This window comes from Brachybacterium sacelli, from assembly GCF_017876545.1.
Classification (GTDB): domain Bacteria; phylum Actinomycetota; class Actinomycetes; order Actinomycetales; family Dermabacteraceae; genus Brachybacterium; species Brachybacterium sacelli.
This window is the reverse complement of record NZ_JAGIOD010000001.1, coordinates 97,455-122,006: the sequence shown is the minus strand read 5'-3', so window position 1 is coordinate 122,006 and position 24,552 is coordinate 97,455. Positions and strand designations below refer to the sequence as shown.

The 24,552-nt window shown below is 70.8% G+C and carries 19 protein-coding genes; 13 read left to right on the top strand and 6 right to left on the bottom strand.

All coding sequences use genetic code 11. The annotated features are described in order from the left end of the window. Nucleotides 1–44: 44 nt before the first annotated feature. Nucleotides 45–1,280: a PT domain-containing protein gene (locus tag JOF43_RS00525; protein ID WP_209897811.1), complete on the bottom strand. Its 1,236-nt coding sequence runs from the start codon at nt 1,278–1,280 to the stop codon at nt 45–47. Between the two features lie 136 nt (nt 1,281–1,416). Between JOF43_RS00525 and JOF43_RS00520 the strand changes: the two genes are divergently transcribed. The 3 genes from JOF43_RS00520 to JOF43_RS00510 are packed head-to-tail and all read left to right on the top strand — an operon-like array spanning nt 1,417 to nt 6,514. Next, the gene (locus JOF43_RS00520) at nt 1,417–2,556 is read left to right on the top strand and encodes an AAA family ATPase (RefSeq protein WP_245353971.1); all 1,140 of its coding nucleotides are present in this window, start codon (nt 1,417–1,419) and stop codon (nt 2,554–2,556) included. After that, on the top strand, nt 2,553–3,935 hold the full coding sequence (locus JOF43_RS00515) for a DUF58 domain-containing protein (RefSeq protein WP_209897809.1): 1,383 nt from the start codon (nt 2,553–2,555) through the stop codon (nt 3,933–3,935). Before JOF43_RS00520 ends, JOF43_RS00515 begins: the two co-directional genes overlap by 4 nt. Beyond that, nucleotides 3,932–6,514: a transglutaminase TgpA family protein gene (locus tag JOF43_RS00510; RefSeq protein WP_209897807.1), complete on the top strand. Its 2,583-nt coding sequence runs from the start codon at nt 3,932–3,934 to the stop codon at nt 6,512–6,514. The genes JOF43_RS00515 and JOF43_RS00510 overlap by 4 nt, the downstream gene beginning before the upstream one ends. Before the next feature lie 109 nt (nt 6,515–6,623). On the opposite strand, the gene JOF43_RS00505 is transcribed toward JOF43_RS00510, so the two are convergent. Continuing rightward, the gene (locus JOF43_RS00505) at nt 6,624–7,961 is read right to left on the bottom strand and encodes an MFS transporter (protein ID WP_209897806.1); all 1,338 of its coding nucleotides are present in this window, start codon (nt 7,959–7,961) and stop codon (nt 6,624–6,626) included. Nucleotides 7,962–8,174: 213 nt separating this feature from the next. On the opposite strand from JOF43_RS00505, the gene JOF43_RS22865 reads away from it, so the two are divergent. The 4 genes from JOF43_RS22865 (at nt 8,175) to JOF43_RS00490 (ending at nt 10,326) form a co-directional block, all read left to right on the top strand. Continuing rightward, entirely contained in the window at nt 8,175–8,306 is a 132-nt protein-coding gene (locus tag JOF43_RS22865) for a hypothetical protein (RefSeq protein ID WP_281065002.1), read from the top strand. 345 nt (nt 8,307–8,651) lie between these two features. After that, the gene (locus JOF43_RS00500) at nt 8,652–9,620 is read left to right on the top strand and encodes a formylglycine-generating enzyme family protein (protein ID WP_209897804.1); all 969 of its coding nucleotides are present in this window, start codon (nt 8,652–8,654) and stop codon (nt 9,618–9,620) included. After that, nucleotides 9,617–9,979: a YidH family protein gene (locus JOF43_RS00495; protein ID WP_209897802.1), complete on the top strand. Its 363-nt coding sequence runs from the start codon at nt 9,617–9,619 to the stop codon at nt 9,977–9,979. The genes JOF43_RS00500 and JOF43_RS00495 overlap by 4 nt, the downstream gene beginning before the upstream one ends. Continuing rightward, nucleotides 9,976–10,326 carry a DUF202 domain-containing protein gene (locus JOF43_RS00490; RefSeq protein ID WP_209897800.1) on the top strand — a complete coding sequence of 117 codons (351 nt, stop codon included), beginning with the start codon at nt 9,976–9,978 and terminating at the stop codon, nt 10,324–10,326. The genes JOF43_RS00495 and JOF43_RS00490 overlap by 4 nt, the downstream gene beginning before the upstream one ends. 53 nt (nt 10,327–10,379) lie before the next feature. Here the strand turns inward: JOF43_RS00490 and JOF43_RS00485 are convergent, their stop codons facing one another. Then, nucleotides 10,380–11,105: a TetR/AcrR family transcriptional regulator gene (locus tag JOF43_RS00485; RefSeq protein ID WP_209897798.1), complete on the bottom strand. Its 726-nt coding sequence runs from the start codon at nt 11,103–11,105 to the stop codon at nt 10,380–10,382. Nucleotides 11,106–11,173: 68 nt separating this feature from the next. On the opposite strand from JOF43_RS00485, the gene JOF43_RS00480 reads away from it, so the two are divergent. Continuing rightward, nucleotides 11,174–12,652 (top strand): MDR family MFS transporter, encoded by a 1,479-nt coding sequence (locus tag JOF43_RS00480; RefSeq protein WP_209897796.1) that lies wholly within the window; start codon nt 11,174–11,176, stop codon nt 12,650–12,652. A gap of 32 nt (nt 12,653–12,684) precedes the next feature. Here JOF43_RS00480 and JOF43_RS00475 read toward each other — a convergent pair whose 3' ends face one another. Then, on the bottom strand, nt 12,685–13,695 hold the full coding sequence (locus JOF43_RS00475) for an IS481 family transposase (protein WP_209897794.1): 1,011 nt from the start codon (nt 13,693–13,695) through the stop codon (nt 12,685–12,687). Nucleotides 13,696–13,888: 193 nt separating this feature from the next. After that, nucleotides 13,889–15,334 (bottom strand): NAD(P)/FAD-dependent oxidoreductase, encoded by a 1,446-nt coding sequence (locus tag JOF43_RS00470; RefSeq protein WP_209897792.1) that lies wholly within the window; start codon nt 15,332–15,334, stop codon nt 13,889–13,891. Nucleotides 15,335–15,850: 516 nt separating this feature from the next. On the opposite strand from JOF43_RS00470, the gene JOF43_RS00465 reads away from it, so the two are divergent. From JOF43_RS00465 to JOF43_RS00445, 5 genes are all read left to right on the top strand, one after another. Beyond that, nucleotides 15,851–18,298: a 5'-nucleotidase C-terminal domain-containing protein gene (locus tag JOF43_RS00465; RefSeq protein WP_209897790.1), complete on the top strand. Its 2,448-nt coding sequence runs from the start codon at nt 15,851–15,853 to the stop codon at nt 18,296–18,298. Between the two features lie 298 nt (nt 18,299–18,596). After that, a complete protein-coding gene (locus tag JOF43_RS00460; protein WP_209897788.1) occupies nt 18,597–20,840 on the top strand; it encodes an ExeM/NucH family extracellular endonuclease in 2,244 nt (747 codons plus the stop codon). A gap of 225 nt (nt 20,841–21,065) precedes the next feature. Then, nucleotides 21,066–22,469, top strand: coding sequence for an APC family permease (locus JOF43_RS00455; protein WP_209897786.1), 1,404 nt, complete (start codon nt 21,066–21,068; stop codon nt 22,467–22,469). Between the two features lie 144 nt (nt 22,470–22,613). After that, complete coding sequence (locus tag JOF43_RS00450; RefSeq protein ID WP_209897784.1) at nt 22,614–23,063, top strand: ArsR/SmtB family transcription factor; 450 nt, start codon at nt 22,614–22,616, stop codon at nt 23,061–23,063. After that, the gene (locus tag JOF43_RS00445; RefSeq protein WP_209897782.1) at nt 23,039–23,695 is read left to right on the top strand and encodes an SRPBCC domain-containing protein; all 657 of its coding nucleotides are present in this window, start codon (nt 23,039–23,041) and stop codon (nt 23,693–23,695) included. The genes JOF43_RS00450 and JOF43_RS00445 overlap by 25 nt, the downstream gene beginning before the upstream one ends. A gap of 55 nt (nt 23,696–23,750) precedes the next feature. On the opposite strand, the gene JOF43_RS00440 is transcribed toward JOF43_RS00445, so the two are convergent. Then, complete coding sequence (locus JOF43_RS00440; protein WP_209897780.1) at nt 23,751–24,512, bottom strand: class I SAM-dependent methyltransferase; 762 nt, start codon at nt 24,510–24,512, stop codon at nt 23,751–23,753. Nucleotides 24,513–24,552: the final 40 nt, after the last annotated feature.

Genomic DNA, 24,552 nt, shown 5'->3' with positions numbered 1-24,552 from the left:
CCCCAGATGGCGCGGGGTGGAGAGGAGTGAGCGCGGGCCGCGGCTCAGCGGCCGAGGCGGCGGCTGATCCCGAGCGCGAGCGCTCCGACGCCGAGGGCGATGAGCGTCAGTGCCAGAGGAGCACCGATCTCGCTGCCGGTCTCGGCGAGATCATCGCTGTCGGATTCGGAGGAGTCGCCACCGTCGGACGAACCGTCGCTCCCGCCTGCGCCGGTATCACCTGCGCCGAACGCGCCCAATGCCTCGCCGAGGCGGAGCGCCTCGGCGACGGTGCGCTCCTGGGCGGCGGTCAGGTTGCCGTCGGGATCGACTGGAGCAGGGGCCTGCGAGGCCTGGGGGCTGCCCGGCTGCTCACCGCCCGCCGTCGGAGCGGGGTCTCCGTCCGTGGTGGGGGAGTCCTCGGGCGGCGTCGCGGACGAGTCGTCCTCCGGTGTGGCCTCGTCGCCGCCGGCACCGTCGTTCTCACCGCCGGAGGTCTGCTCGGGGCCCCCTCCCGTGTCATCGGACCCGGTGCCTGAGCTGGAGCCCTCACCCAGGTCGCCGGAGCCGTCGCTGCTCCCGTCGCCGCCGATGGTCGTGCTGTTGGTCTTCGGCGGTTCGGTGGGTTCTTCCGTCGGCTCCTCGGTGGGCGGTTCGGTGGGTTCTTCTGTGGGCTCCTCGGTGGGCTGATCGGTCGGTTCTTCCGTCGGCTCCTCGGTGGGCTGATCGGTGGGTTCCTCCGTCGGCTCCTCGGTGGGTTCTTCCGTCGGCTCCTCGGTGGGCTGATCGGTGGGTTCTTCCGTCGGCTCCTCGGTGGGCTGATCGGTGGGTTCTTCCGTCGGCTCCTCGGTGGGCTGATCCGTCGGCTCCTCCGTGGGCTCGCCCCCGTCGCTGGGGCCGGTGACGGTGAAACTGGCCGTCGCCTGCGAGGCCCCGCCGCTGACGGCGACGTTGTATTCGCCAGCGGCCTGCGGGGAGTAGCTCTGCGCGGGGATGCTGCCATTCTCATCGGTCTGGACGGTCACGGTCCGGGAACCGCCCTGTCCCGACTGCGGGATGATCTGTACGGTGACATCGGTACGGTGCTCGAAGCAGTCCGCCGCGATCGTGACCGTCTCCCCGACGCTCGCCTCCGTGGGGGACGCACTCGCCTGGACGGCCTGGCACACCGTCGGCGTCATCGGTGCCGTCGCTCCTCCGAGCGGCTCCGCGAGGGCCGACGAGGGCAGCAGAGCGCAGGATGCGACCAGCACCAGACCAGCACCGATACCGGTGACGGTCGAACGGGCACTGCGGGTCACGGAAACACTCCTCGGAAGACAGGCACAACCCGTCATACTCTAGAGGGAGGCTCCATAGCAGTGCGCCCAAACGGGTCACATGACCGGGCAAACTCTTGGTGAACCCCCTCACCGGCGTCGACCCGAAGGAGCACAGATGAGCCAGGACGAGGCACCGGTCGCCGCCGACTTCGACGAAGGGTCCCCTGACCAGGCCCGACACCTTCTACATGGCACTCCGGTCAGTGCTCCGACGAGCCCTCTGGCAGGCTCCGTGGCCGGTTCTCCGACGCGATCGGCGAGGGCCGGCGATGTCGCCGGCATCCCCGCCCTCACCGAGGCGGAGGCCCAGGACATCGCCTCCGAGGCCCAGGACGTGATCGATGAGATCGCCACCGTCGTCGAGGGCAAGAAGGAGGTCGCCCAGATCTCCCTGCTCGTGCTGCTGGCCGGCGGCCACCTGCTCATCGAGGACATCCCCGGCGTCGGCAAGACGATGCTCGCCAAGTCCCTCGCCGCCACCCTCGGCGCCGAGCGCCACCGCATCCAGTTCACGCCGGACCTGCTGCCCGGCGACGTCACCGGCGCGAGCGTGTTCAACCAGTCCACCGGCGAGTTCGAGTTCCGCCGCGGCGCCGTGTTCACCCAGATCCTGCTGGCCGACGAGATCAACCGCGCCTCCCCGAAGACCCAGTCGGCGCTGCTGGAGGCCATGGAGGAGCGCCAGGTCAGTGTCGACGGCGCCACCTACGAGCTGGCCGAGCCGTTCATGGTCGTCGCCACCGCCAACCCTGTCGAGATGGAAGGCACCTACCGTCTGCCCGAGGCGCAGCGCGACCGCTTCCTCGCCCAGACCTCCATGGGCTATCCCGTCGCGCCGGCCGAGAGCCGCATGCTCGCCGCCCAGGCCGGGCCCGTCCCCGCGGGCGACCGCGAGATCCTCGACGCCGTGACCGTGCGCACCACCCCGGAGCGGATCGCCGCCCACGTCCGTGCCGTGCGACGCGTCCACGCCTCCCCGCTGATCCTCGACTACGTGGTGCGCCTGGCCGATGCCACCCGCACCCACCCGCAGGTCACCCTCGGTGCCTCGCCCCGCGCCGGCGTCCACCTGGTGCGGGCCGCCAAGGCGCACGCCGCCCTCGCCGGCCGCACCTTCGTCGGGCCCGAGGACGTGCGCGCCGTGATCATGCCGGTGTGGCGCCACCGCATGCACCTGACTCCCCAGGCCCTCTCGCGGGGCGCCAGCGCCGGGGAGCTGGTCGACCAGGTGCTGCGGAGCACCTCGCAGAGGTGACACCGCCGTCGCCCGGGACGGTCCTGCGGCCCACCGCACGCGGCATCGTCGTCTTCGTGCTGGCCCTGCTGTGCTGGATCGTCGCGGACCTCACCCGGGTGCTGCCCGCCCGGTACCTCGCCGCCGGACTGCTGCTGGCGCTGCTGATCGGTGCGATCGGGATCGGCCTGGCGAGCATCGGGCTGCGCGCCCGCCGCCAGGTGATCGACGACGCCGTCCCCGTCGGCTCCGTCGCCCGCATCCAGCTCGAACTGCTGGACGCCTCACCGCTGACCACCCTGCCCCTGGCCCGCGGCGCGGTGCGCGAGCACCTGCCCGAGGCCCTCGGCGGCCAGGGTGACCTGCCGCTGTCGCGTCGCATGCCGCACGTGCTGCGGGTGCGCCGCCGCGGTGGCCATCGGCTCGGCCCCTACAGCCTCATCGTCCGCGACGTGTTCGGTCTGTTCCACCTGCGCCGCACCGTCGACGACGGCCTGCACCTGACCGGGCTGCCGGTGGTCGCCGAGCTCGCCCCCGCCTCCGAGCGCGCCACCGGCATCACCCGCAACGGCCCGCTCGGCGCCACCGCCGTCCCCGGTGTCGGGGAGATCGGCCCGATCGCCCGTCCCTACGCCGCCGGCGACGACATCCGCCGCATCCACTGGCGCGCCAGCGCCCGCACCGGCCAGCTCATGACCCGCGAGGACGAGCCCACCGCCGGCCACAGCGCCGTGATCGTCCTGGACACCACCCGCCGCGGCGAGGCCAGCGACGAGGTCGAGGACCGTCTGGTCTCCCACGCCGCGACCGTGCTCGAGAGCCTCGGCCTGAACGGCTGGGACGTGCGCATCCTCGACGCCGGCGGTGAGGAGATCACCCGCAGCGGTCGCCGCCGCGGCATCCCCGGCCCGTCCCCGCTGGGCAGCGAGGCCGATGCCGTCGAGCAGCGCGCCTCCCTGCTGGCCCTGGCCGGCGTCGACTTCGACGACGAGGAGGCCGCCACCGGTATCGGCGTCGACCACGCCGCCGGGCACACCGCGCTGGCGATCGCCCTGGGCCTGGACCACGGCGAGCCCTTCGCCGGCCTCGAGCTGGACCGCTTCGCCGGTCGCGCCGCCCACCGCACCGCCATCGCACTGCGCCCCGTGCTCGAGGACGAGGGGCCCGGTCGCCCCCGTCGGGCCCGACGCATCGACCCCGCCGGGAGCGGGGACTTCTCCCACGCCCACCGCGAGAGCTTCGGCCACACCGACGAGACGCACGCCGCCCAGTTCGCCGCGGCCAGAGAGGCCGCGGGCCCCACCCGTACCCGACTGGGCAGCTGGACCCTCGTGCGCGGCACCACCGCCGACACGCTCGACGAGCTGCTCACCGCCGCCGACGCGGAGGAGGTCTCATGAGCCCGCTGATGGGACGACCCACCCTGGAGGGCAACGCCCTCGTCGGCCGCTCCCTCGTGCTCCTGCTGGCGGTCCTGCTGGCGTCCGCGCCGTTCTCGATCCTGCTGGCCGGCTCCTCCTGGTTCGTCCTCACCCTCACCGCCGCGGCCCCCGTGATCGCCGGCGGGCTGATGCTGCGCCACCTCGTGGACCGTCAGGTGCTGGTGCCTCTGCTGCAGCTGGTGGTGGTCGCGGTGCTGCTGCTCGTGGTCGAGACGGCCCACGGCCTGATCAGCGTCTCCGAGGGGCCGCTCGCGATGATCACCCAGCAGATCGCGATCTTCCCCGGCGCCGTCAGCGAGCTGGCCTCCGGGATGGCACCGGTGACCCTCGGCTCCCGCGGCACCGTCCTCGTGGTCGCGCTGATAGCCCTGGGCACCCTGGTGCTCGACCTCGTGTTCCTCGATCTCGGCTGGCACACGCCCACCGGTCTCGCCCTGATGGGATCGCTCCTGATCCCCGCCCTGCAGCAGCCCTCCGGCGGGGCCTGGTGGACCGTCGCGGGGCCGCTGGTGGCGGGGACGATGATCCTGGCCACCCGCACCGTGCACGCCGACCCCGCCTACATCGAGGGCGACCGCCGGCCGCAGGCGGGCCCCCTCCCGAGACCCCTGCGCGCGGCGGGGGCCGCCGCGGTCTCGATCGTGATGGTGGCCGCGCTGGCCATGCCGGTGGGGCTGGTGCTCCCGCAGATCGCCCCCACCCAGGTCGCCCTCGACATGGACGTGATCAATCGCTGGCAGAACCGCGACATGCCACAGCTGGGCCCGGTGATGATCGACGACGACGTCTCGGTGCGCCGCTCCCTGCTGCAGCAGGACGACATCGAGGTGCTGAACTACACCACCACCGCCACCCAGCCGTCCTACCTGCGCCTGCGCACCCTGAACACCTTCGACGGCGAGACCTACCGCAATGATTCCGAGGGCGAGGACCAGGCACTGGGCCGCTCGTCCTTCTCCGATGCCCGCGGCGACGGGGAAACGCTCGACCCTTCCTCCGGTGACCTCATCCGCTCCGAGTTCAGCGTCTCGAGCCTCGGCGGGGACCGCCTGCCCGTGCCGGACAACATCCGCGCCGTCGACACCTCCGAACCCCGGGTCAGCCGCGCCCTGTCCCCGCAGCCCTCCAACGGCGCGATCGCCGTCGGCCGCACCAGCGTGCCGCTGACCGGCCTGGACTACACGGTCCTCTCCGAGAGGAATCCCGCCAGCGCCGACGAGCTGCGCACCGTCGACCCCACAGTTTTCGAGCAGCCCCTCGAGGCCGGCTACACCTCCCGCGAGGAGGTCCCGCAGATCGCCACCGACCTCGCCACCCAGGTCAAGGAGGACGCCGGGGCCGAGAACGCCTTCGACACCGCCGTCGCCTACCAGCAGTACTTCCGCAGCTCCTTCGCCTACTCACTGACCGTGAACTCCCCGCCGGGGGAGGATCCGCTGGAGTCGTTCCTCTCCGACCGCATCGGCTACTGCGAGCAGTTCGCCTCCACCTTCGCGCTGATGATGACCTCGCAGGGCTATCCCACGCGTGTGGCCATCGGCTTCACCGCCGGCGACCAGCAGGGCGATCAGTGGTCGGTGAGCTCGAAGAACGCCCACGCCTGGCCGGAGGTGTGGTTCGGCCCCGAGCACGGCTGGGTGCGGTTCGAGCCGACGCCGGCCGCCGCCGCCAACGGGGTCAGCACCCCCGGCGTCACCGAGGCGAACAGCGCGACCGAGGAAGGGCAGTCCACCGGCGGGCCGAGCGAGGAGCCCACCCCGGAGGAGACCACGGAGGAACCCACCAGCGAGGAGGGCACCACCGAGGACGACCCGGAGGACACCACCGATGCCGCGAGCTCCGACGGCGGGGGACTGGTCACCGACCCCCAGACGGTGCAGCGCGTCGAGGGCGGGCTCTTCGCGGGACTGACCATCGGCATCCTCCTCGCCGCAGGCGGCGCGGCGGCGGTGCTGCTGATCCGTCGCCACCGGGTCCACCTGCGCGAGGAGCGTTGGAGCGCGCTGGCGCGCGGCGGGGCCCGTGGGAGCGCTGGTGGCGAGGGTGCTGGTGCGCAGAGCGGTGGCTTCGGCGGAGACGCGGGCGCGCTCGCCGTCGAGAGTCACCGGCGACGGGCCGGCGAACTGGCCTGGTCCGAGCTGACCGGGGAGCTGACCGTGCGCTCCCGGGCGATCCGCCTGCTGGGGTGGACCGGGGCCTGGGGCAATCCACCGCAGCAGCTCGCACTCGACGCCGCCCTGCCCCCGGCCCGCGCCCTGGAGGACCTGCTCGACCAGATCGCCGCCGGCGACACCGAGGTCACGCCCGAGCATCGCGAGACCGCGGACCGCATCGCCTCTGCCTACACCGCCGCGCTCTACGCCGCACCGCTGCCCGAGGCGGAGGACCCGGCGGACGCAGCCCCGGCATCACCATTCGCCCAGGAACCGGCCCGGACGACGGAAGACGGTGGGAGCGCCACGACGGCCACGATGGCCGCGGCCCCGCTGCGCGAGGACGCCGACCGGCTCATCGCCCTGATCCGCAACTCGCGCTGAGGCGGTAAAGCGCCGGGGACGACGAGGCGGCATGGCGATTGGAGCTGCTCGTCAGCCTCGCACGCGCTGATCCACCAGGCCGTCGGGCCGACAGACCGACCTCACGCCGTCAGAACGCTCCGTCGAGGACCGCGGCGGTGCGGGCATCCTGCTTGGCCCGATCCCGCGGGTAGGTCTTGTAGAAGGCGAACCAGAGGACCGCGTTGAGCAGGTACGGCACGGTCATGAACCACAGGAAGGTCCCGCCCAGTCCGATCGCGTCGGCGATGTTGCCGGCGAGCATGGAGAAGATCGCCGCGATGCCTCCCTGGACGAAGGAGAACAGGAAGGCGAAGGCCGTCGCCCCCAGCTGTTGCGGGACGACCGTCGAGATGATCGGCAGCACACAACCGGAGAAACCGATCGAGAACACGAGACCGAGAACGAACGAGGCGGTGTAGACGAACAGGCGGCCGTCGAAGGGCAGCTGGGTCACCAACGCCACGGTGAGGGCGAAGGTGACCAGGTAGATCTGCATGAGCATGACCCGGCCCTTCGCGCCGAACTTCTTGTCGAACAGGTCCCCGAGGTAGCCGCCGGCGAACGCCGAGAACATGATCCCGATGGAATGCACCGCCATGATCACGGTCGATTCGGGCACCGAGTAGCCGCGCACGTCCACCAGGAACGTCGAGTAGAACGGCAGTACGGCCACGGAGGTCACGAAGGGGATCATCGCGACCGTCAGGGCGATGGTGGGGATGCGGAACAGCTTGAGGGCATCGGAGAACTTGAAGACCCCGGCCTCCGGGTCGCCCGCGATCCTGGTCCGGGTCCGTTCGGGCTTGGGGACCCACACGAGGATGAGGATTCCGGAGACGATGGAGACCAGGCCCATCACCCACATGGCGTACCGCCACCCGTCAGGGTTGTTGCCGAACAGGCCGATGGCCGGGCCCAGCACGATCCCCACGCCCCCGCCGATTCCCCGTACGAGCCCGTACGCCTTGCCGCGTTCGGTCTTGGCGAAGAGGTCCGGCAGCAGTCCGTTGAGGATCGGCTCGGAGGCGACGGTGCCGATCGCCGAGAGCGCGAAAAGCGCCACCAGGACCGGGTAGTTCGGGGCGAATCCTGCGGCCACGGTGAACAGACCCCACACGCCGGTCACGAGGAACAGGATGTTCTTGCGGCCGTAGCGATCGGCCATCATCGCCCAGAAGGGCCCGAATATCATGCGGGAGAACCGCGGCAGCGAGGTGAGGATTCCCAGTGCGCCGTAGTCGAGCCCGAAGGCCGTTCGGATCAGGGGGAAGAAGGTGTTGATCAGCCCGGACTCGGAGTTGTCGACTGCTTGGGAGAAGCCCAGGGCTGCGACGGTGCGTCCGCGTCCGGGACGCTTGTCGTCAGCCCCGGAGGCGTCGTGGGAGGGCGCCGGTGAGGCGTCCTCCGGCGTGCTGGTGATCGACATGGCGGTGCTTCCTTGCTATCGCGGTAGTGCGTCTGGGGTGGCGCGTTGTGGGTTGACGGCGGCGGCATGCCGTTGCGTCGAACAGGCCGTTCGTCAGGACGGCGGGGAGCAAAAATCGCGAGCGGCGCCGTGAGCGGTGCTCGGTCCTGGATCGGGGAAGAGACGCTCCGTCGAATCCATCGGCGCGGGCCGATATCCAGGAGGAGACAGGGGGTGCACCAGGCAGTCGGCAAGGCGGTCGCTCTCGACGGGCACGTCGCCTCGGCCTCGGCGGCGGACGCCGGCTCTGATGCTCGCCGACAGGTGTGCCATGTTCGCTCCCTCGCGCTCTCGCAGTCCTTCTGAGACGACCCCCGATGGACGGATGGCCGTCAGTCATGCTGGCCGCCTGACCCCGAGCCCGGGAGTGGTTGCCGGTGGTTGCTTCGACGGTCGTGGACCTCGGCAGGTCCGCGCTGCTCCGGGCCGGCGACCACATCACGCTGATCCCTTCCCGGGCTCCCGAGAACCTCGCTGCGATCATCGAGCAGATCACTGGAAGACCGGGACTCTCAGCAGATGCATCAGCTCAGGCCCGACGTGGGACAGCGCTGCGGCGACGTCGAGATGGAAAGATGGGCGGAACCCTGTGAGAGGAGCGGTGGAGTGTCCGAGGTAGAGCAGAGCCCGGGCTGCGGATGCGGCTGCGGGATGCCGACGAGAGAAGGTCTCGCCGGCAGACCCCGCGACGACGGGCCCCAGGGAGGCGCCGCGTCGACGGACGGTGGCCAGCACGGCATCGAGCAGGCACATATTCCTGCCGGGACCTTCACGATGGGGGACTCCTCCGGTGACAGGAACCGCGCCGACGGGGAGACCCCTCGCCACGAGGTCGTGGTCAGCGCCTTCGACATCGACGCCACCACCGTCACCAACGCCGACTTCGCACGCTTCGTCGAGGCCACCGACTACCGGACCGAGGCCGAGCAGTTCGGGTTCTCCGCCGTCTTCCACCTCGCCGTGGCCGCCGACCCGGACGAACTCATGGACCCGACCGCAGGCACCCCGTGGTGGCGCGGCGTGCGCGGGGCCGACTGGCGCCGTCCCGGTGGTTCCCGCTCAGACATCGAGGGGCTCGAGGATCACCCCGTCGTCCACGTGAGCTGGAATGACGCCCTCGCGTACTGCGGCTGGGCAGGCCGGCGCCTCCCCACCGAGGCGGAATGGGAGTACGCCGCGCGCGGCGGGATTGACAGCGCGAAGTACCCGTGGGGCGACGAGGAGGTCGACGACGGCGGCTGGCGCGTCAACATCTGGCAGGGCGACTTCCCCCGGACCAACACCCTCGAGGACGGCTATCTCACGACCGCCCCTGTGCGCGCCTTCGCCCCCAACGGCTACGGGCTCTGGCAGGCGGTCGGCAACGTCTGGGAGTGGTGCCAGGACTGGTTCCATCCCGCCACCTACCGCCGTGGCACCACCGCGGAGCAGCGCACCGTGGTCCAGGACCCCGCCGGCCCCGAGACCGCCCAGTCCCGGATCCTGCGCGGTGGCAGCTACCTGTGCCACGTCTCCTACTGCAACCGGTACCGGAACTCGGCGCGTTCGCAGAACACGCCGGACTCCTCGATGGGCAACGGCGGCTTCCGCACCGTCGCACGGAAGAGGGAACATCCATGAACACCCCACGACGATTCCCCGGCAGCGTCTACCGCGAGGGGGACGAGCCCGACCCGCGTTTCAGCCTCGCCAACGAGCGCACCTTCCTGGCCTGGCTGCGCACGGCCCTGGCGATGTATGCGGGAGCTTTCGCGCTCGAGGCTCTCGCCCTGCCCGACGCGATCGCCTGGCGCATCGCCGCAGCGGGGGTCTTCCTCGTGCTCGGCACGCTGGCCGCGGCGCAGGCCTGGTTCGGCTGGCGCGCCACCGAGAAGTCCCTGCGCCGCGGTGCCCCGCTGCCGGGGCTGGCCGCCGGAGCGGTGCTGGTGATCGGTGTGGTGGTCGCCGCAGCGCTCGTCACCATCGGGCTGTACGTATGACCCAGGACCCCGCCGACCTCGTCTACGACCCGGGCCTGCAGCCCGAGCGCACCTTGCTCGCCTGGCGGCGCACGTGCCTCTCCTTCGCGGTCACGAGCCTGGTGGGGATGCGCTTCACGGTCTCCGCCCTCGGGGGTATTGCCGTGCTGGTCGGCGTCGTGGGCGCCGCTCTCGCCGTGCTCGCCTACGCCCTCGCCGCGCACGGGTACCGGCGCGCGCACCTCTCCCTGCATCGGGACGGGATCCTCTCCCGCGGCGGCCTGCCGATGCTGGCCGCGACGGCAGCGGTGCTGGTGATCGGCGGGCTGTGCACGGCGTATCTCGTCGTGGGGGTCATCCGCGCCTAGCTGAGGACGGCGGCGGGAAGTGGGGTCCGGACGACAGATGCGGTGTCGTCCGGTCAGGGGGCCCGTGATTCTTCGCGTCCCGGCCCCTCCGCACGAGTTCCACCCTGCGTCGCAGCACCATCCGCGTGGGCGCCGTCTATTCGGGTCAGGTCATCCGCATAAGCGCCGACCCCTCGACGCAGGCGCAGGTAGAGATCGCGGAGCGAGCCGGCTCTGCCCGATTCCATCTGGGTGGCCCATTCGCGGTAGGCGACATGGGCGATCGAGCCGATTGCGGCGACGACGGCCATCGGGGTGGGGTCCTCGGGTGAGACTCCGGGGGCTCGACGGGCGGCATCAGCCAGGCGCGCATTGAGCCTCTCTCCGCCCTGGATGCCGACCATCACGACGGCGGGCTCGGCCTCGGCGACACGGCGTTCCCGGATCAGCCGCACCGCGTCCTTGCCCGTCTCATCGGTCTGCCGGAAGTGCTCGAGCCAGGCGTCGTCGAGCACCGGGACGAGGGGTGCGCCCTGCTCCAGGAGCGTGACGACATGGTCGATGAGGGCATCGAACTCGGTGTCCCCGAGGTACGCCGCGGACTCCTTGGTGGGGTAGTGGCGGAAGAAGGTCCGTGGAGAGACCCCGGCGGCGGCGGCGATCTCATCCACCGTGGTGGCTGCGACGCCCTTGGTCTCGAACAGCTCCATGGCCGCGTCGTGGATGTCAGCGAGGGTCTGGCGACGTCGCCGCTCACGAAGGCCGAGCGGCGGATCCGCGTCGAGCTTGTCTGCGGTCATGATCACCACCTTAGCGACTGTTCACGCATCGGCAGTGGTGCCATAGTGGCAGTCCTGCCAGTTTTAGGATGCCGAGGAGATCCGTGACCACCACCGACAAGCCTGAATCCGCCCAGCAGGCGGCCCGGACCGGCCGGGGCCTCCCGCCCGGCACTCTGCCGGTCATCGTCCTGCTCGTCGCCTCCGCCTTCGTCGCGATCCTCAACGAGACGATCATGTCGGTGGCGCTGCCCGTCCTCATGGACGAGTTCGCCATCGCCGCCAGCACCGCCCAGTGGCTGACCACCGGGTTCCTTCTCACGATGGCCGTCGTCATCCCGCTCACGGGGTTCCTGCTCCAACGGGTGAAGCTTCGAACGCTGTTCCTGGTCGCGATGTCGCTGTTCGCCGGCGGCACCCTGCTCGCGGTGCTCGCCCCCGGCTTCGGGGTGCTCGTCGTCGCGCGGGTCGTCCAGGCCTCCGGAACCGCGATCATGATGCCGCTGCTCATGACGACCGTCCTCACGCTCGTCGCCCCCGACCGGCGCGGACGCATGATGGGCATCATCTCCATCGTCATCGCGGTGGCACCCGCGGTGGGCCCCACGGTCTCCGGCATCATCCTCGATGCCCTCAGCTGGCGCTGGATGTTCGGATTGGTCCTTCCGCTCGCGGCGGTGGCCCTGGGGCTCGGCGCGATCTGGGTCCGCAACGTCACCGAGACCACCCCGGTGCGCCTGGACATCCTCTCGGTGATCGTGTCGGCGATCGGGTTCGGTGGCATCGTCTTCGGGCTCAGCACGATCGGCAGCACCTCGGGCGGCGGTCTTTCGGCCTGGATCCCGCTGGTCGTGGGCGTGCTCGCACTGGCCGCCTTCGTCGGCCGTCAGATCAACCTGCAGCGCACGGACTCTGCCCTGCTGGACCTGCGCACCTTCCGCAGCAGCTCCTTCACCATCGCGGTCGTGCTGGTCGTCATCGTCTTCATGGCGCTGTTGGGCTCCCTCACGCTGCTGCCGATGTACGTGCAGCAGGTGCTGGGGCTGAGCGCCCTGGATACCGGGCTGATGATGCTTCCGGGTGGCATCCTGATGGGCGTCATCGCGCCGGTGGTCGGGAACTTGTTCGACCGGTACGGCCCGCGCCCCCTCATCACCCCGGGAATGATCGTCGCCGCGACCGCACTGTGGGGCATGACGACCTTCGGCGAGGCGACGCCGGTGTGGTGGGTGATCGCGGTGCAGGTGACCCTCAACGTCGGTCTCGGTTTCGTGTTCACCCCGCTGATGACTTCCGCCCTGGGGTCGCTCCCCACGGGCCTGTACTCCCATGGCACTGCCACCTTCAACACCATCCAGCAGGTGGCGGGTGCGGCCGGCACCGCCGTGTTCATCAGCCTCATGTCGGCGCGCACGGCCTCAGGGGCTGCTGCCGGTGCGCCGCCCGAGGCGGCCATGGCGTCGGGAGTGCACACGGCCTTCCTGGCCGGCGCGGCGATCGCCACGGCCGCGGTGCTCCTGGCGCCGTTCATCAAGCGCGCGCCGGAGGCGCTCGAGGTAGCGGCCTGAGGTCGTGATCGAAGCCCGGGATCGCTGCGGGTCTAGCTGTAGTTGGTCATGACGTTGTCGACGCCGGTGTGAAGTCGTGAGGCCGGGGGCTGGTCGCCGCAGGCGGTGTGGGGTCGGTGGAAATTGTAGTGATGGACCCAGATCGCGATCGCTTCGCGCCGCTCGGTCTCGGAGCCGTAGGGGCGGGCGTAGAGGCACTCCTCGGCCAGGATCCGCTGGTAGCGCTCGATCTTGCCGTTGTGGCGAGGTGTGTAGATCCTCGTACGCTGGTGCCGGGAGATGAAAGCGCAGGTCGATCGCCGAAACGCTGAGGCGGTGTAGTTGCTGCCGTTGTCGGTGACCAGCCGCGTGATCCAGGTGATGCCGTGCGCGGCGAAGAACACGCGGGCGCGATGGAAGAACCCGATGGTCGTGATCGCTTTCTCGTCCTCGAGCGACTCGGTGTAGGACAGGCGGGAGAAGCCGTCCTCCATGGAGTGGAGGTAGGTGTAGCCGACCTTTTGCTTGTGGGCGCGCTTGCCGGCGAGGGCCAGTTCGCTGCCACGACCATGGGCCCGCCAGCCGCCGCCGTCGGGAATCTGACCGACCTTCTTGACGTCCATGTGGACTATGTGGCCGGGGTAGCGGGCGGTGATCTTCCCTGGTGAACGCAGGTTCTCACCGTCTGGGGTGATATCGCGGATCCGGTTCAAGCCGAGGCGGTCCAGCCACCTCGTCACCGTCCTCACGCAGCACGCGAACCCGTGGCCGTCGGCGAGCTCGCGGGCGATCCGGCGCGCGGACCACTTCCTCTTCCGCCGCCAGGACTCGATCAGCTCGAGCACCCAGATCGGGAGGCGGGTGGGGCGGTTCGCCGGCGCGCTGGAGTGGTCTTGCAGGCCTGGGTCGCCGTGCTCGCGGTAGCGGCCGACCCATTTCGAGAGCGTGGTGCGAGCGATGTGAAACTCGGCCGCGACGTGGGCGATCGGGCGACCGGAGTCGATGACCTGCGCGACAGCTCGCTGCCTTCCAACGACGGTCAGCGGCGCATTACGGTGGTGCATGGAACGGGCCTCTTCCTGCGAGACGGTTGCTTAGACACCACCCATCGTGCAGTCCAGGGGCCCGTTCCTTCATCCCATACGCCGTGACCACAACGTCATGACCCGCAACATCTAGCGGCGCCGAGCTCGGTACGGCAGGTCGGCTGTTGGTCGTCTCGGCAGCGCCGACCACCGCGTCGACGCTGCCCGGCGATCAGTCCTTGATCGGGTCAGAGACGTCGCGGGCGCCGGGGGTCTCCTCGGCGGCTTCCTGGTCGTGGGGCGCGCCGGCCTGGGCACCCTTGCCGAACTTGCGGTGGGGGGCCTGCGCCTCGAACATCCGGGCCGCGCGCAGCGAGTCCACCTCCCCGACGACGGGGTTCGGCTGGTGCGTGGCACGGGTGCCGCCGTACAGCGAGATCAGGTTCATCGCGACCGCACGCTGGTTGCGGTGGCCGATCATCTTGGTGATGTGCACGCCCAGCCAGGCCGCCCAGCCGACCGATCCAGAGAGCCCGCCAAGGTGGGGGATCTCCGCGATCGCGGCGTGACGGCCGATCGTGGCCATGGTGCCCAGGTCGGTGTAGGAGAACCTCTTGCGCGGCTTGCCGGCGACCTCGGCGGCGATGTTCTTCGCCGCCGCCTGGCCGGTCTGGATGGCGGGCTGCGCGAGCTGGGGGAGGGGATCGTCCTGGCCGGCGATGTCACCGGCGGCGTACACGCCGGGGAAACCCTTGACCTGCAGGTAGTCGTCGACCGAGAGGCGGCCTCGCTTGTCCTGCGGCAGACCCCAGCCCTTCACCGAGTCCGGGATGCCGACGCCGGCCGCCCAGATGGTGATGTCGGATTCGAGGACGGAGTCGTCGTCGAGGACCACGTGGTCGTAGCCGACGGACTTCACGCCGTGGCCCAGGCACAGCGTGACGCCGCGGTCCTCGAGCTCGTCGGCCGCGTACTGGCGGAACTCGGAGGAGAATTCCTTGATCAGCTCCTCGCCGCGATTGATCACTCTGACCTGCAAGGTCCCGGGGTCCATCTCGGGATAGAGGATGTCGAGCTCCTGCATGCGGAAGTCCGCGAGGGCTCCGGCGATCTCGACGCCCGTCGGCCCGCCGCCGACGATGCACACGTTCAGCTTGTCGTGGACGGGCGCGTCCTCGCGGGTGGAGCGCTCCAGCTCGGAGAAGATGCGGTCGCGGATCGCGAGGGACTGGGAGCGCGTGTACATCGGCATCGCGTGCTCCTCGGCCCCGGTGGTGCCGAAGTAGGCGGTCGTCGCGCCGTTGGCGACGATCAGGTAGTCGTAGGACAGCTCCTGGACGCCCTTCTGGCCCTCGTTGAGGCGGACCACCTTGCGCTCGGGCTCGACTCCCTCGACCTCGCCCTGGCGGTAGCGCATGTTGGGGACCTTCAGGGAGAGCCCGCGCAGGAACATGGTGACGTCACCGGGGTTCAGGCCGGCGGTGGCGACCTGGTACAGCAGCGGCTGGAACGTCTTGTAGACGTTGCGGTCGATGAGGGTGACTCGCACGCGGGCGTCGCGCAGGGCGCCCACGGCGTGGGCGCCGGCGAAGCCGCCTCCCAGGATGATCACGTGCGGCCAGCTCGCGCCGTCCTTCGCAGGAACGGTGGGGCGGGGGGCGAGGAAGGGCAGGACCATGGGGACTGACTCCTTGGAGTGACGGTGGTCGGCGTCCCCGCGGGATGCTCGTGGCGTTCCCGAAGTGGGTGCCGGCGTCGGCGGGAGATGGGTGAGGAGCGGCGGGCTGCGGGCGGTGCCGGGTGCGACCCGGGGTGGCGAGCCCGAGATCGGTCGGGCTCGGAGCCGGAGACGGGCGCACGGGTGGCGGGCCGTCCGAAGTCCTCATCGATGCTACCCACATCCGCGGGGCACCGATACCTGGGCGCGGGGGCATTCGAGCGTCGTCACACCCGGCAAGCGGTCACCGGTGACCTCGATCTCGCCGCGGCCGCCCCCGGAGATCCGGGTCAAGCACCGGCAAAGTCGCCGTCGAGGTCCGGTCATTCCCGAGACGCCGGTCACCTCCGTGGGTGAACAATCGATGTCAGGTGTCGGCCAGGTCGGGGAACCCCTGGGCGTGTCTGGAGCCACGTGAGCTGAGATAGCGGGGAGCACACCGCCGTTCCCGTCCCTCCCTCCTCAGGAGCCCTTTCCATGATCGACACCCCCGCCCGGCGCTTCGCGCGCAGCGCGTCCGTGGGACTCGGGGCCGTCGCCCTGGTGGCCGCGTCGGCCGCCGCGCCGTTCGGTGCCGCCGTCGCCGCCGACCCCGGCGACGAGGTCAACCTGCTGAGCTTCAACGACTTCCACGGCGCCCTCGATGCCGGCAACGCCTTCGCCTGCACCGCGGTGACCGCCCGGAGCCAGCACGAGAACTCCGCACTGCTGTCCGCCGGGGACAACGTCGGCGGCAGTGCGTTCGCCTCCGCGGTCGCGAACGACGAGCCCACCCTCGATCTCCTGGGTGCCCTGGGTGTGGACGCGAGCGCGATCGGCAATCACGAGTACGACCAGGGCCAGGAGGACCTCAACGGACGCATCTCCGACAGCGCCGACTTCCCCTACCTCGCCGCGAACGTCGTCGAGAAGGAGACCGGCGAGCATGCCCAGCAGCCGTACTCGATGGTCGACGCGGGCGAGGTGAAGGTCGCCGTGGTCGGCGCCGTCACCACCAAGACCGTCAGCAAGGTCAGCCCCGCCAAGATCGAGGGCCTGCAGTTCCTCGATCCGGTCGATTCGGTCAACGACGCGATCGAGGAGCTGGACGCCTCCGGCGAGGAGTACGACGTCCTGGTCGCCTCCTACCACGAAGGCGCCAGCGGCAACGGTGCCCCGGGCGAGGCCCCGGCCAACTCCGACCCGGTCTTCGACAAGATCGTCAGCGAGACCTCCCCCGAGGTCGATGCGATCTTCAACGGCGACTCCCACCAGACCTATGCCTACAACGCCCCGGTGCCCGGCCAGGACGGCGAGGTGCGCCCGATCATGCAGACCGGCGCCAACGGTGCGAACCTCGGCTCGGTCATCCTCGCGCTGGGCGAGGACGGCGACTGGGACGTCACCGAGGGCGGGACCGAGCTGATCCCCACGGAGAACGCCGACCTCGCCTCCTGCGAGGGTGACGAGACCTACCAGGAGGCCTCCACCATCGTCGCGGACGCACTCGAGAACGCCGAGGAGGAGGGCTCGGAGCCGGTCGGCACCATCGCCGACGACATCACCACCTCCTGGGGGTCCTCCGTCGCCGAGTACGACGGTGAGGGCGTGCGCCGCACCCAGGACCCGGTCAGCGACCAGGCCAACACCAAGGGAGATGACCGCTCCCGCCATTCCGCCGCCGGCGACATGCTCGCCGATTCCATGAAGTGGTGGCTCGAGGACGAGGGGGCGGGATCGGAGCACGAGGTCATCGGCTGGATGAACCCCGGCGGCATCCGTGCGGAGCTCTGGTACGACGCGGCCGGCGAGGACGGCGACGGCGTGGTCACCTACGCCGAGGCCAACTCCATGGTGCCCTTCGGCAACACCCTCAACTCCGGCGAGGTCACCGGCGCCCAGTTCATCCAGATGCTCGAGGAGCAGTGGCAGCGCGATGAGCAGGGCGCGCCCACCAGCGAGTTCCTCGCTTTCAGCGTCTCGAACAACGTCGAGTACACTTTCGACTCCACCGGCGAGATGGACGAGCACATCACCGAGGTGCGCATCGGCGGCGAGCCGATCGACCCCGAGGGCACCTACACGATCGTCACCGCGAGCTTCCTCTTCGAGGGCGGCGACAACATGTGGACCCTCTCCGAGGCCGCCGACGTGCGCGACTCCGGTGTGCTGGATCGCGACGCCTTCATCGAGTACCTCGAGGCGAACTCGGACCTCGCCCCCGACTACTCGCAGCGTCAGCTGGACCTGCAGGTGCTCGACGGCGGCGAGGATGATGCCGTGGCGGGCACCGATCGCGACGCGGTGCTGCGCATCGGCGGCCTCGATTCACTCAGCCTCGGCGCTCCCCAGATCGAGAAGGTCGTGGTCGACGCCGGGGAGTACGGCACCTTCGAGGCGCCCTACGAGATGGTCGAGGACCAGGGCCGTGCCTACGCCGACGTCACCCTCACCGACGGGCTGTGCGTCCCAGAGGGCACCGACGTGCCGCTGAGCATCACCGCGATCCCGGATGCCGGCACCGAGATCACCGCCGACCTCCCCTCGTTCACCGGGAGCTCCGGTGAGATGCCCGACGGCTGCAGCGGAGACGAGGGCGCCACGCCGCCGCCGAGCGACGGCGGGGACGAAGCCGACGTCTCCCAGGGTGAGGATGGCCAGGGCGGGGACGGTCAGGGTGACGGCTCTGAGGGCGAGGACCCGCAGGGTGGCGCTGACCAGGGTGATGACGCCCAGGGCGGCGGCTCCCAGGGCGACATTGCTCAGGAAGACGACACCGAGGCCCCGCCGGTGGACGACGGCACCGGTGAGCCCACGGCGGGCGATACCCCGTCGGACCTGGCCCGCACCGGGGCCGACGTCGCGCCCTACGTCGTGGCGATCGGGTTCCTCGCCCTCGCCGGAATCGGAGCGCTCGGGCTGCGACACCGCCTGACGCACCGCTGACGCGAGCTCGACGGCACCCTCACCGCTCGAGATCGACATGAGGACCAAGATGAGACCCGCAAAGTGGTCCCCGTGTCGATCTCGATGCCCGGGCCGTCGGTGTCGGCAACCCGTACCCCCGGGGAGCTCGACGATCCTGGGTATCTCCGTCCGTCCCACGTGCCCGGGGGATGCCGCTCGACCTGAACCGTCCGACCTGTCCCGTCTGACCTGAACCGTCTCACCTGAACCCGTCGGCCTCGTGCGTCGGACCCCGGCACCAGACTCGCCCCATCACGACCTTCAGGAGATCCCCGCGATGAGCACTCCCCTCCACGGCGCCGCACCGCGCGCGCATCGGGCCCTCCACGGCACCGCACCGCGCGCGTATCGGGCCCGTCTCGGTGCTGTCGCGGCTGCACTTGCCCTCGGTGTCAGCCTCGCCCCCGGGCTCGCCCCCTCTGCCGAGGCCGCCGAGGTGTCGATCGCCGAGATCCAGGGCACCGGGGCTGCCAGTCCGCTGGTCGGCACCTCCGTCGTCACCGAGGGCGTGGTCACCGCGGTCTACGCCACCGGCGGCCTGGACGGCTACGTCATCCAGACCCCGGGCACCGGGGGAGCGCTCGACCTCTCCCGCCACGAGGGCTCCACCGCCGTGTTCGTGTATTCCGCGGAGACCGCCGACGAAGTCGCGGTCGGCGATTCCGTGCAGGTGGCCGGCGAGGTCTCCGAGTACCACGGCTCCACTCAGATCACCGGCGGCGCCGAGGGCCTGCAGCCGCTCGCCGAGCCGCTCGACCCCGTCGAGCCCACCACCCTCGAGGGTGGATTCCCGACCGATGAATCCCAGCGCGAGAGCCTCGAGCACATGCTCTACCTGCCCGGCGAGGACGACTTCACCGTCACCGACGTCTACGACACGGGCCGCTTCGGCGAAGTGGGCCTCGCGATCGGCGACGAGCCCCTGCAGCAAGCCGGCGACGTGATGCGACCTGGCGAGGACGCCACCGCCTACTTCGAGCGGCAGGCCCAGAACCTGGTGCTGCTCGATGACGGCCGCAGCACAGACTTCACCGAGCACCCCGAGCAGCCGATGAGCTGGCTGACCACGCAGGAACCGGTGCGGGTCGGTGCGAGCGCCACCTTCGCCGAGCCCGTCGTGGTCGCCTACTCCTTCGACCAGTGGCGGCTGAACACCACCACCCCCTGGAGCGGGGTCGACGCCGACGGCGTGGACTTCGCCGGCACCCGCCAGGACGCGCCCGACGAGGTCGGAGGCGACCTGCAGCTGTCCACCTTCAACGTGCTGAACTACTTCACCACTCTCGGCGAGGACACCCCCGGCTGCGAGCCCTACACGAACATGGAAGGTGAGGGCACGAACGTTCGCGGCGGCTGCGACCTGCGCGGCGCGTGGGGAGCCGACGACCTCGAGCGCCAGCAGTCCAAGATCGTCGAGGCCATCTCCGGCACCGGCGCCGAGGTGGTGGGCCTGATCGAGATCGAGAACTCCGCGCGCCTCGGGGAGACCCCCGACGAGGCCACCGACACCCTGGTCGCCGCGCTGAACGAGCGTGACGGCGAGGGCACCTGGGACTACGTCCCCACCGCCGATACCTACGCGGCCCAGGGCCTGGACGGTGGCCAGGACATGATCACCAACGCGATCATCTATCAGCCCGCGGCCGTCGAGCCCACGGGCGAGGTGCAGATCCTCGCCGGTCACGAGGCGTTCGACAACGCCCGCGAGCCCATCGGCCAGGAGTTCGTGCCCGTCGAGGGCGGGGGTGAGAGCGAGGACGAGGAGCAGGTCGAGGGCGAGCCGTTCCTGTTCACCATCAACCATTTCAAGTCCAAGGGCTCGGCTGACGCGGAGGATGCAGAGCTCGAGGAGGACCCTGTCCAGGGCAACGCCCGCACCTCCCGCCTGCAGCAGGCCGAGGCGCTGCTGGACTGGGGTGAGGCCACGGCCGAGGAGCTCGGCGTCGAGGACGTCTTCCACGGCGGCGACCTCAACGCCTACACCCAGGAGGAGCCGCTACAGCTGTTCTACGAGCAGGGCTACGTGGACCTCGGCGACACCTATGACCCCGAGGGCTGGTCCTACAGCTACGGCGGCATGGTCGGCTCCTTGGACCACGTCCTCGCCAATGCCGCGGGTGCCGAGCGAGTCACCGGCGCGACCGATTGGCAGATCAACGGGCCCGAGTCCGTCATGGCGCAGTACTCGCGGTACAAGAACAACGCCACGGACCTCTATGAGGAGGGCGTGTTCGGCTCCTCGGACCACGACCCGATGATCGTGGGCCTGGACGCGGGCTTCCCGGAGGACGCCGAGGAGGGCGACTGCGCCGATGGCGGCCACAGGGAGCATCCCGGGAAGGCGCATGGCCATGGTCGGGGAAACGGGCCACGCGGGACCGACGATCCCGACCCCGGGAACAACAGCGGCCCCGGCAGCAACAGCGGCCTCGGCGAGAACGACAGCGGCCCCGGGAACAACAGCGGCACCCCCGGCGGCAGCAACAGCGGCATCGGCCACGGCGCCGCCAGGAATGGCTGACCGCCTCATCGGCTCCTCGCCGGAGCCGCACTGACGACGGACGGGCCCCTTCGGCCCGGTCTGACCGTCGTCGGCCCATCGAGATCGACATGAGGACCACTTTGCGGGCCACAAAGTGGTCCTCATGTCGATCTCGACCGCCCGGGGGGCAGGCCTCGAGACTCCGCAACGCGGTGGCCGAAACCCTGTCGCCCTCGCCCCCACTCCTGCCCGAGAATGGCCCTCATGAGCACTTCCGCCGGCCCAGCGTCCTCCGGGGCTCTCGCCCGCCGTCTCCGACTGGACGACGCCGTCGTCATCGGACTCGCCTCGATGATCGGGGCGGGCGCCTTCGTCTCTCTCGGAGCCGCCCAGGACCTGGTGGGCACTCTGGCGCCGCTCGCGGTGCTGTTGGCCGGCGTGGTCGCCCTGGGCAACGCCACCTCGACCGCACAGCTCGCTGCTCAGCACCCGTCCTCCGGAGGTACTTATCACTTCGGCAACCAGCAGCTGGGGCCCTGGTGGGGTTTTCTCGCCGGCTGGTGCTTCGTGATCGGAAAGATCGCCTCCTGTGCCGCGATGGCCCTGGTCATCGCCGCCTACCTGGTGCCCGAGCCGGCCCAGCGCCTCGTGGCCGCGCTGGTGATCATCGTCCTGACGGCCGTGAACCTCGTGGGCATCACCCGCACCGCCGCCCTCGCCCGCGTGCTGGTCACCGTGGCGGTCGCCGCGCTGCTGCTGACAGCCGGGCGTCTGGTCGTCGGTCTCGCCGTCGCCCCGATCGACCCGTCCGAAGGGCTCGACTCCACCGACGGGGACGCCGGCCTCACCCATCTCTCGACCATCCCGGGGCCACTGGCCGGGGAGGCCGCGGGGCTGTGGGACGGTGGCCTGGCCGCGGCGCTCGGCGCCGGCACCGGGGGCGTCGTCGGGATCGCGCTCGTCGTGCTGCAGGCCGCCGCCATCATGTTCTTCGCCTTCGCCGGCTACGCCCGGGTGGCGACCCTCGGCGAGGAGGTCCTCGACCCCCGTCGCACCATCCCGCGGGCGATCCTGGTGGCCCTGGCCCTGGTCTGCGCGCTGTACCTGGGCCTGTCGATCCTGCTGGTGTTCGTCGGCCCCGCCCCCACCGGCGAGGGCTGGGGGCCGGCGCCGTTCCTCAGCGCTCTGGAGTCCGTGGGCGCGGGCCCGGCGTGGGAAGCGATCATCACCGTCGGTGCCGTCGCAGCTGCTGCCGGGGCGCTGCTGGCCCTGGTCGCGGGCGTCTCCCGCACGATCCTCGCCATGGCTCGCGAAGGGGACCTGCCGCGACCCCTCGCCCGCTCCAGCAACCGGTACGCCGTGCCGCAGCGGGCGGAGGTCGTCGCTGCGCTGGCCGTGCTGGTGCTGGTGCTGCTGGCCTCCGACGTGCTGGTCGCGATCACGGCCTCGTCCTTCGGAGTGCTGCTGTACTACGCGGTCGCGAACCTCGCGGCCTTCACCCAGGCCGGGCAATGGCGGATGTTCCCGAGGTCGCTGCAGGTGATGGGGCTGGTCGGATGTGTGGTGCTGGTCGCAGCCCTGCCCGGGCGCTCCCTCGTGGCAGGGGTGGGGCTGGTCGCGGTCGGCCTCGCCTACCGGGGGATCGTGCTGGCGGCGCGGAGGAGCTGATCGGGCCCGGCGGCGCGTGCTGCGAGAGACGCAGGCCGCCCCGACGAACCGTCCCGACGGACAGCTCGGGTGCACCGACTTCGGCTCTGATCCCGCCGACACTTCAACCTTGACTTATATAAGCGTGGGCGCAATGATTGGCACGTGCACGCTCTCGACGTCCTGGGTGACCCGGTGCGGCGGCGGATCCTCGAGCTCCTCGCCGACGGGGAGCTCAGTGCGGGCGAGATCGGGGACGCCGTGCAGGAGGAGTTCGCGATCAGCCAGCCGGCGGTCTCGCAGCACCTCCGGGTCCTGCGGGAGCACGGGTTCGCCACCGTCCGGCCGGAGGGCAGGCGGCGTCTTTATGCGGTCGACCCTCGCGGACCCCGGGAGGCCAGCGACTGGCTGAGCCCCTTCGAACGGTTCTGGCTGCCCAGGCTCGACGCCCTGGGCACCGAGCTCGCCCGGGGAAAGCGCGAGCGCCGCCTCGCGGCCGGGCAACCGCCCACCACCCACCCCGACGAGGCGCACCACGCCCCGCATGCCCCCGCAAGCAACCTCCCACCACCTCACGAAGGAGACCTGACATGGTCGACGTCCCCGCCCAGCTGACATCCGTGACCCGCAGCTACCGCACCGAGGAGATCGACGGCGAGCCCTCGCACGTCCAGAGCCTCGAGCAGACCTACCCCGCCGCGATCGACGACGTCTGGGACGCCGTCACCTCCGCCGAGCGGATCCCGCGCTGGTTCCTCCCGATCAGCGGCGACCTCCGTCTCGGCGGCCGATACCAGTTCGAGGGCAACGCCGGGGGCGAGATCCTCGCCTGCGAGCCGCCCGCCGATGGCACGGCCGAGTATCGCGCCACCTGGGAGATGATGGGAGACGTGTCGTGGGTGACGGTCCGCCTCGCCGAGGACGGCGACGCCACCCGCTTCGAGCTCGAGCACATCAGCCGTGAGGCGGACATCCCGGCGGAGATGTGGGAGACCTTCGGCCCCGGCGCCACCGGCGTCGGCTGGGACGGCGGACTGCTCGGCCTGGCCCTGCACCTCGGCGCCGTCGAGGGGTCGCTGGCCCCGTCCGAGGCCGAGGCCTGGGCGGTCACCGAGGAGGGCAAGTCCTTCTACCGAGGTGCGGCCGATGGATGGGCGGTGGCTCACGCGGCTTCCGGTGTCGATGCGGATGTCGCCCAGCGCAATGCCGACGCGACCTACGGCTTCTACACGGGCACCGGCGACTGACCGACAACGACCGGGTCGGCGCGGACCGGCCGCGGCGATGAGGGCGGTCGGGATCTCAGCTCGCCCGGGCGATCACCACGAACTCCCGATCGGGGCGGTCCGGCGCCTGGCGGATCTCCTCGACGGTGAATCCGGCTGCTTCCACGGAAGAGCGCAGTTCGCGCTCCTCCCGGAAACGCAGCGTCGTGGTCGAGGTGACGATGCTGCCGTCCTCGAACGTGAAGTCGTCGGCGAAGGTGACCAGGGGCAGTTCGACCTCGCAGAGGGTCGGGCGCCCGACCCCGACCACCCGGCCCATTCCCGGCACCTCCCACACCTGCTCGGCGCTCTCGGCCTGCCACTCCTCCCAGGACCGACGCGCGGGCCGACGGGATTCGAACACCAGATGCCCGCCTCGGCGCAGGGTGGCGCGCAGCGCCCGCAGGGTGCTCGCCCAGCCCTCGTCGGTCACGAACACCTGCGCCACGTTCCCGGTCATCACCGCGGCGTCGGCCACGAGAGTGGACAGATCCTCGGCGGTGCCGAGGACCCAGCGCACGAGTTCGGCCGACGGCTTACCGCGGGCGACCTCGAGGGAGGCGGCGGCAGGATCGACGCCCGTGACGTCGAGACCGGAGGCCGCGAGCCGAACGGCCAGCGCTCCGGTGCCGCAGCCGATGTCGACCACGGTGCGGGCTCCGAGCTCGGCGAGGATCGACTCGTAGCGGTCGAGATCGTCGCGCTCACCATTGAACGTGTCGTAGCAGGCCGCCAGGCGCGGGTCGGCGTAGAGCGCGTCCGGAAGGGACCCGGGCGGAGGAGGAGAGCCGGAAGTCACGGGTCGAGGGTAGGGCGCGCCGGTGACGGTGGCGAGCGAA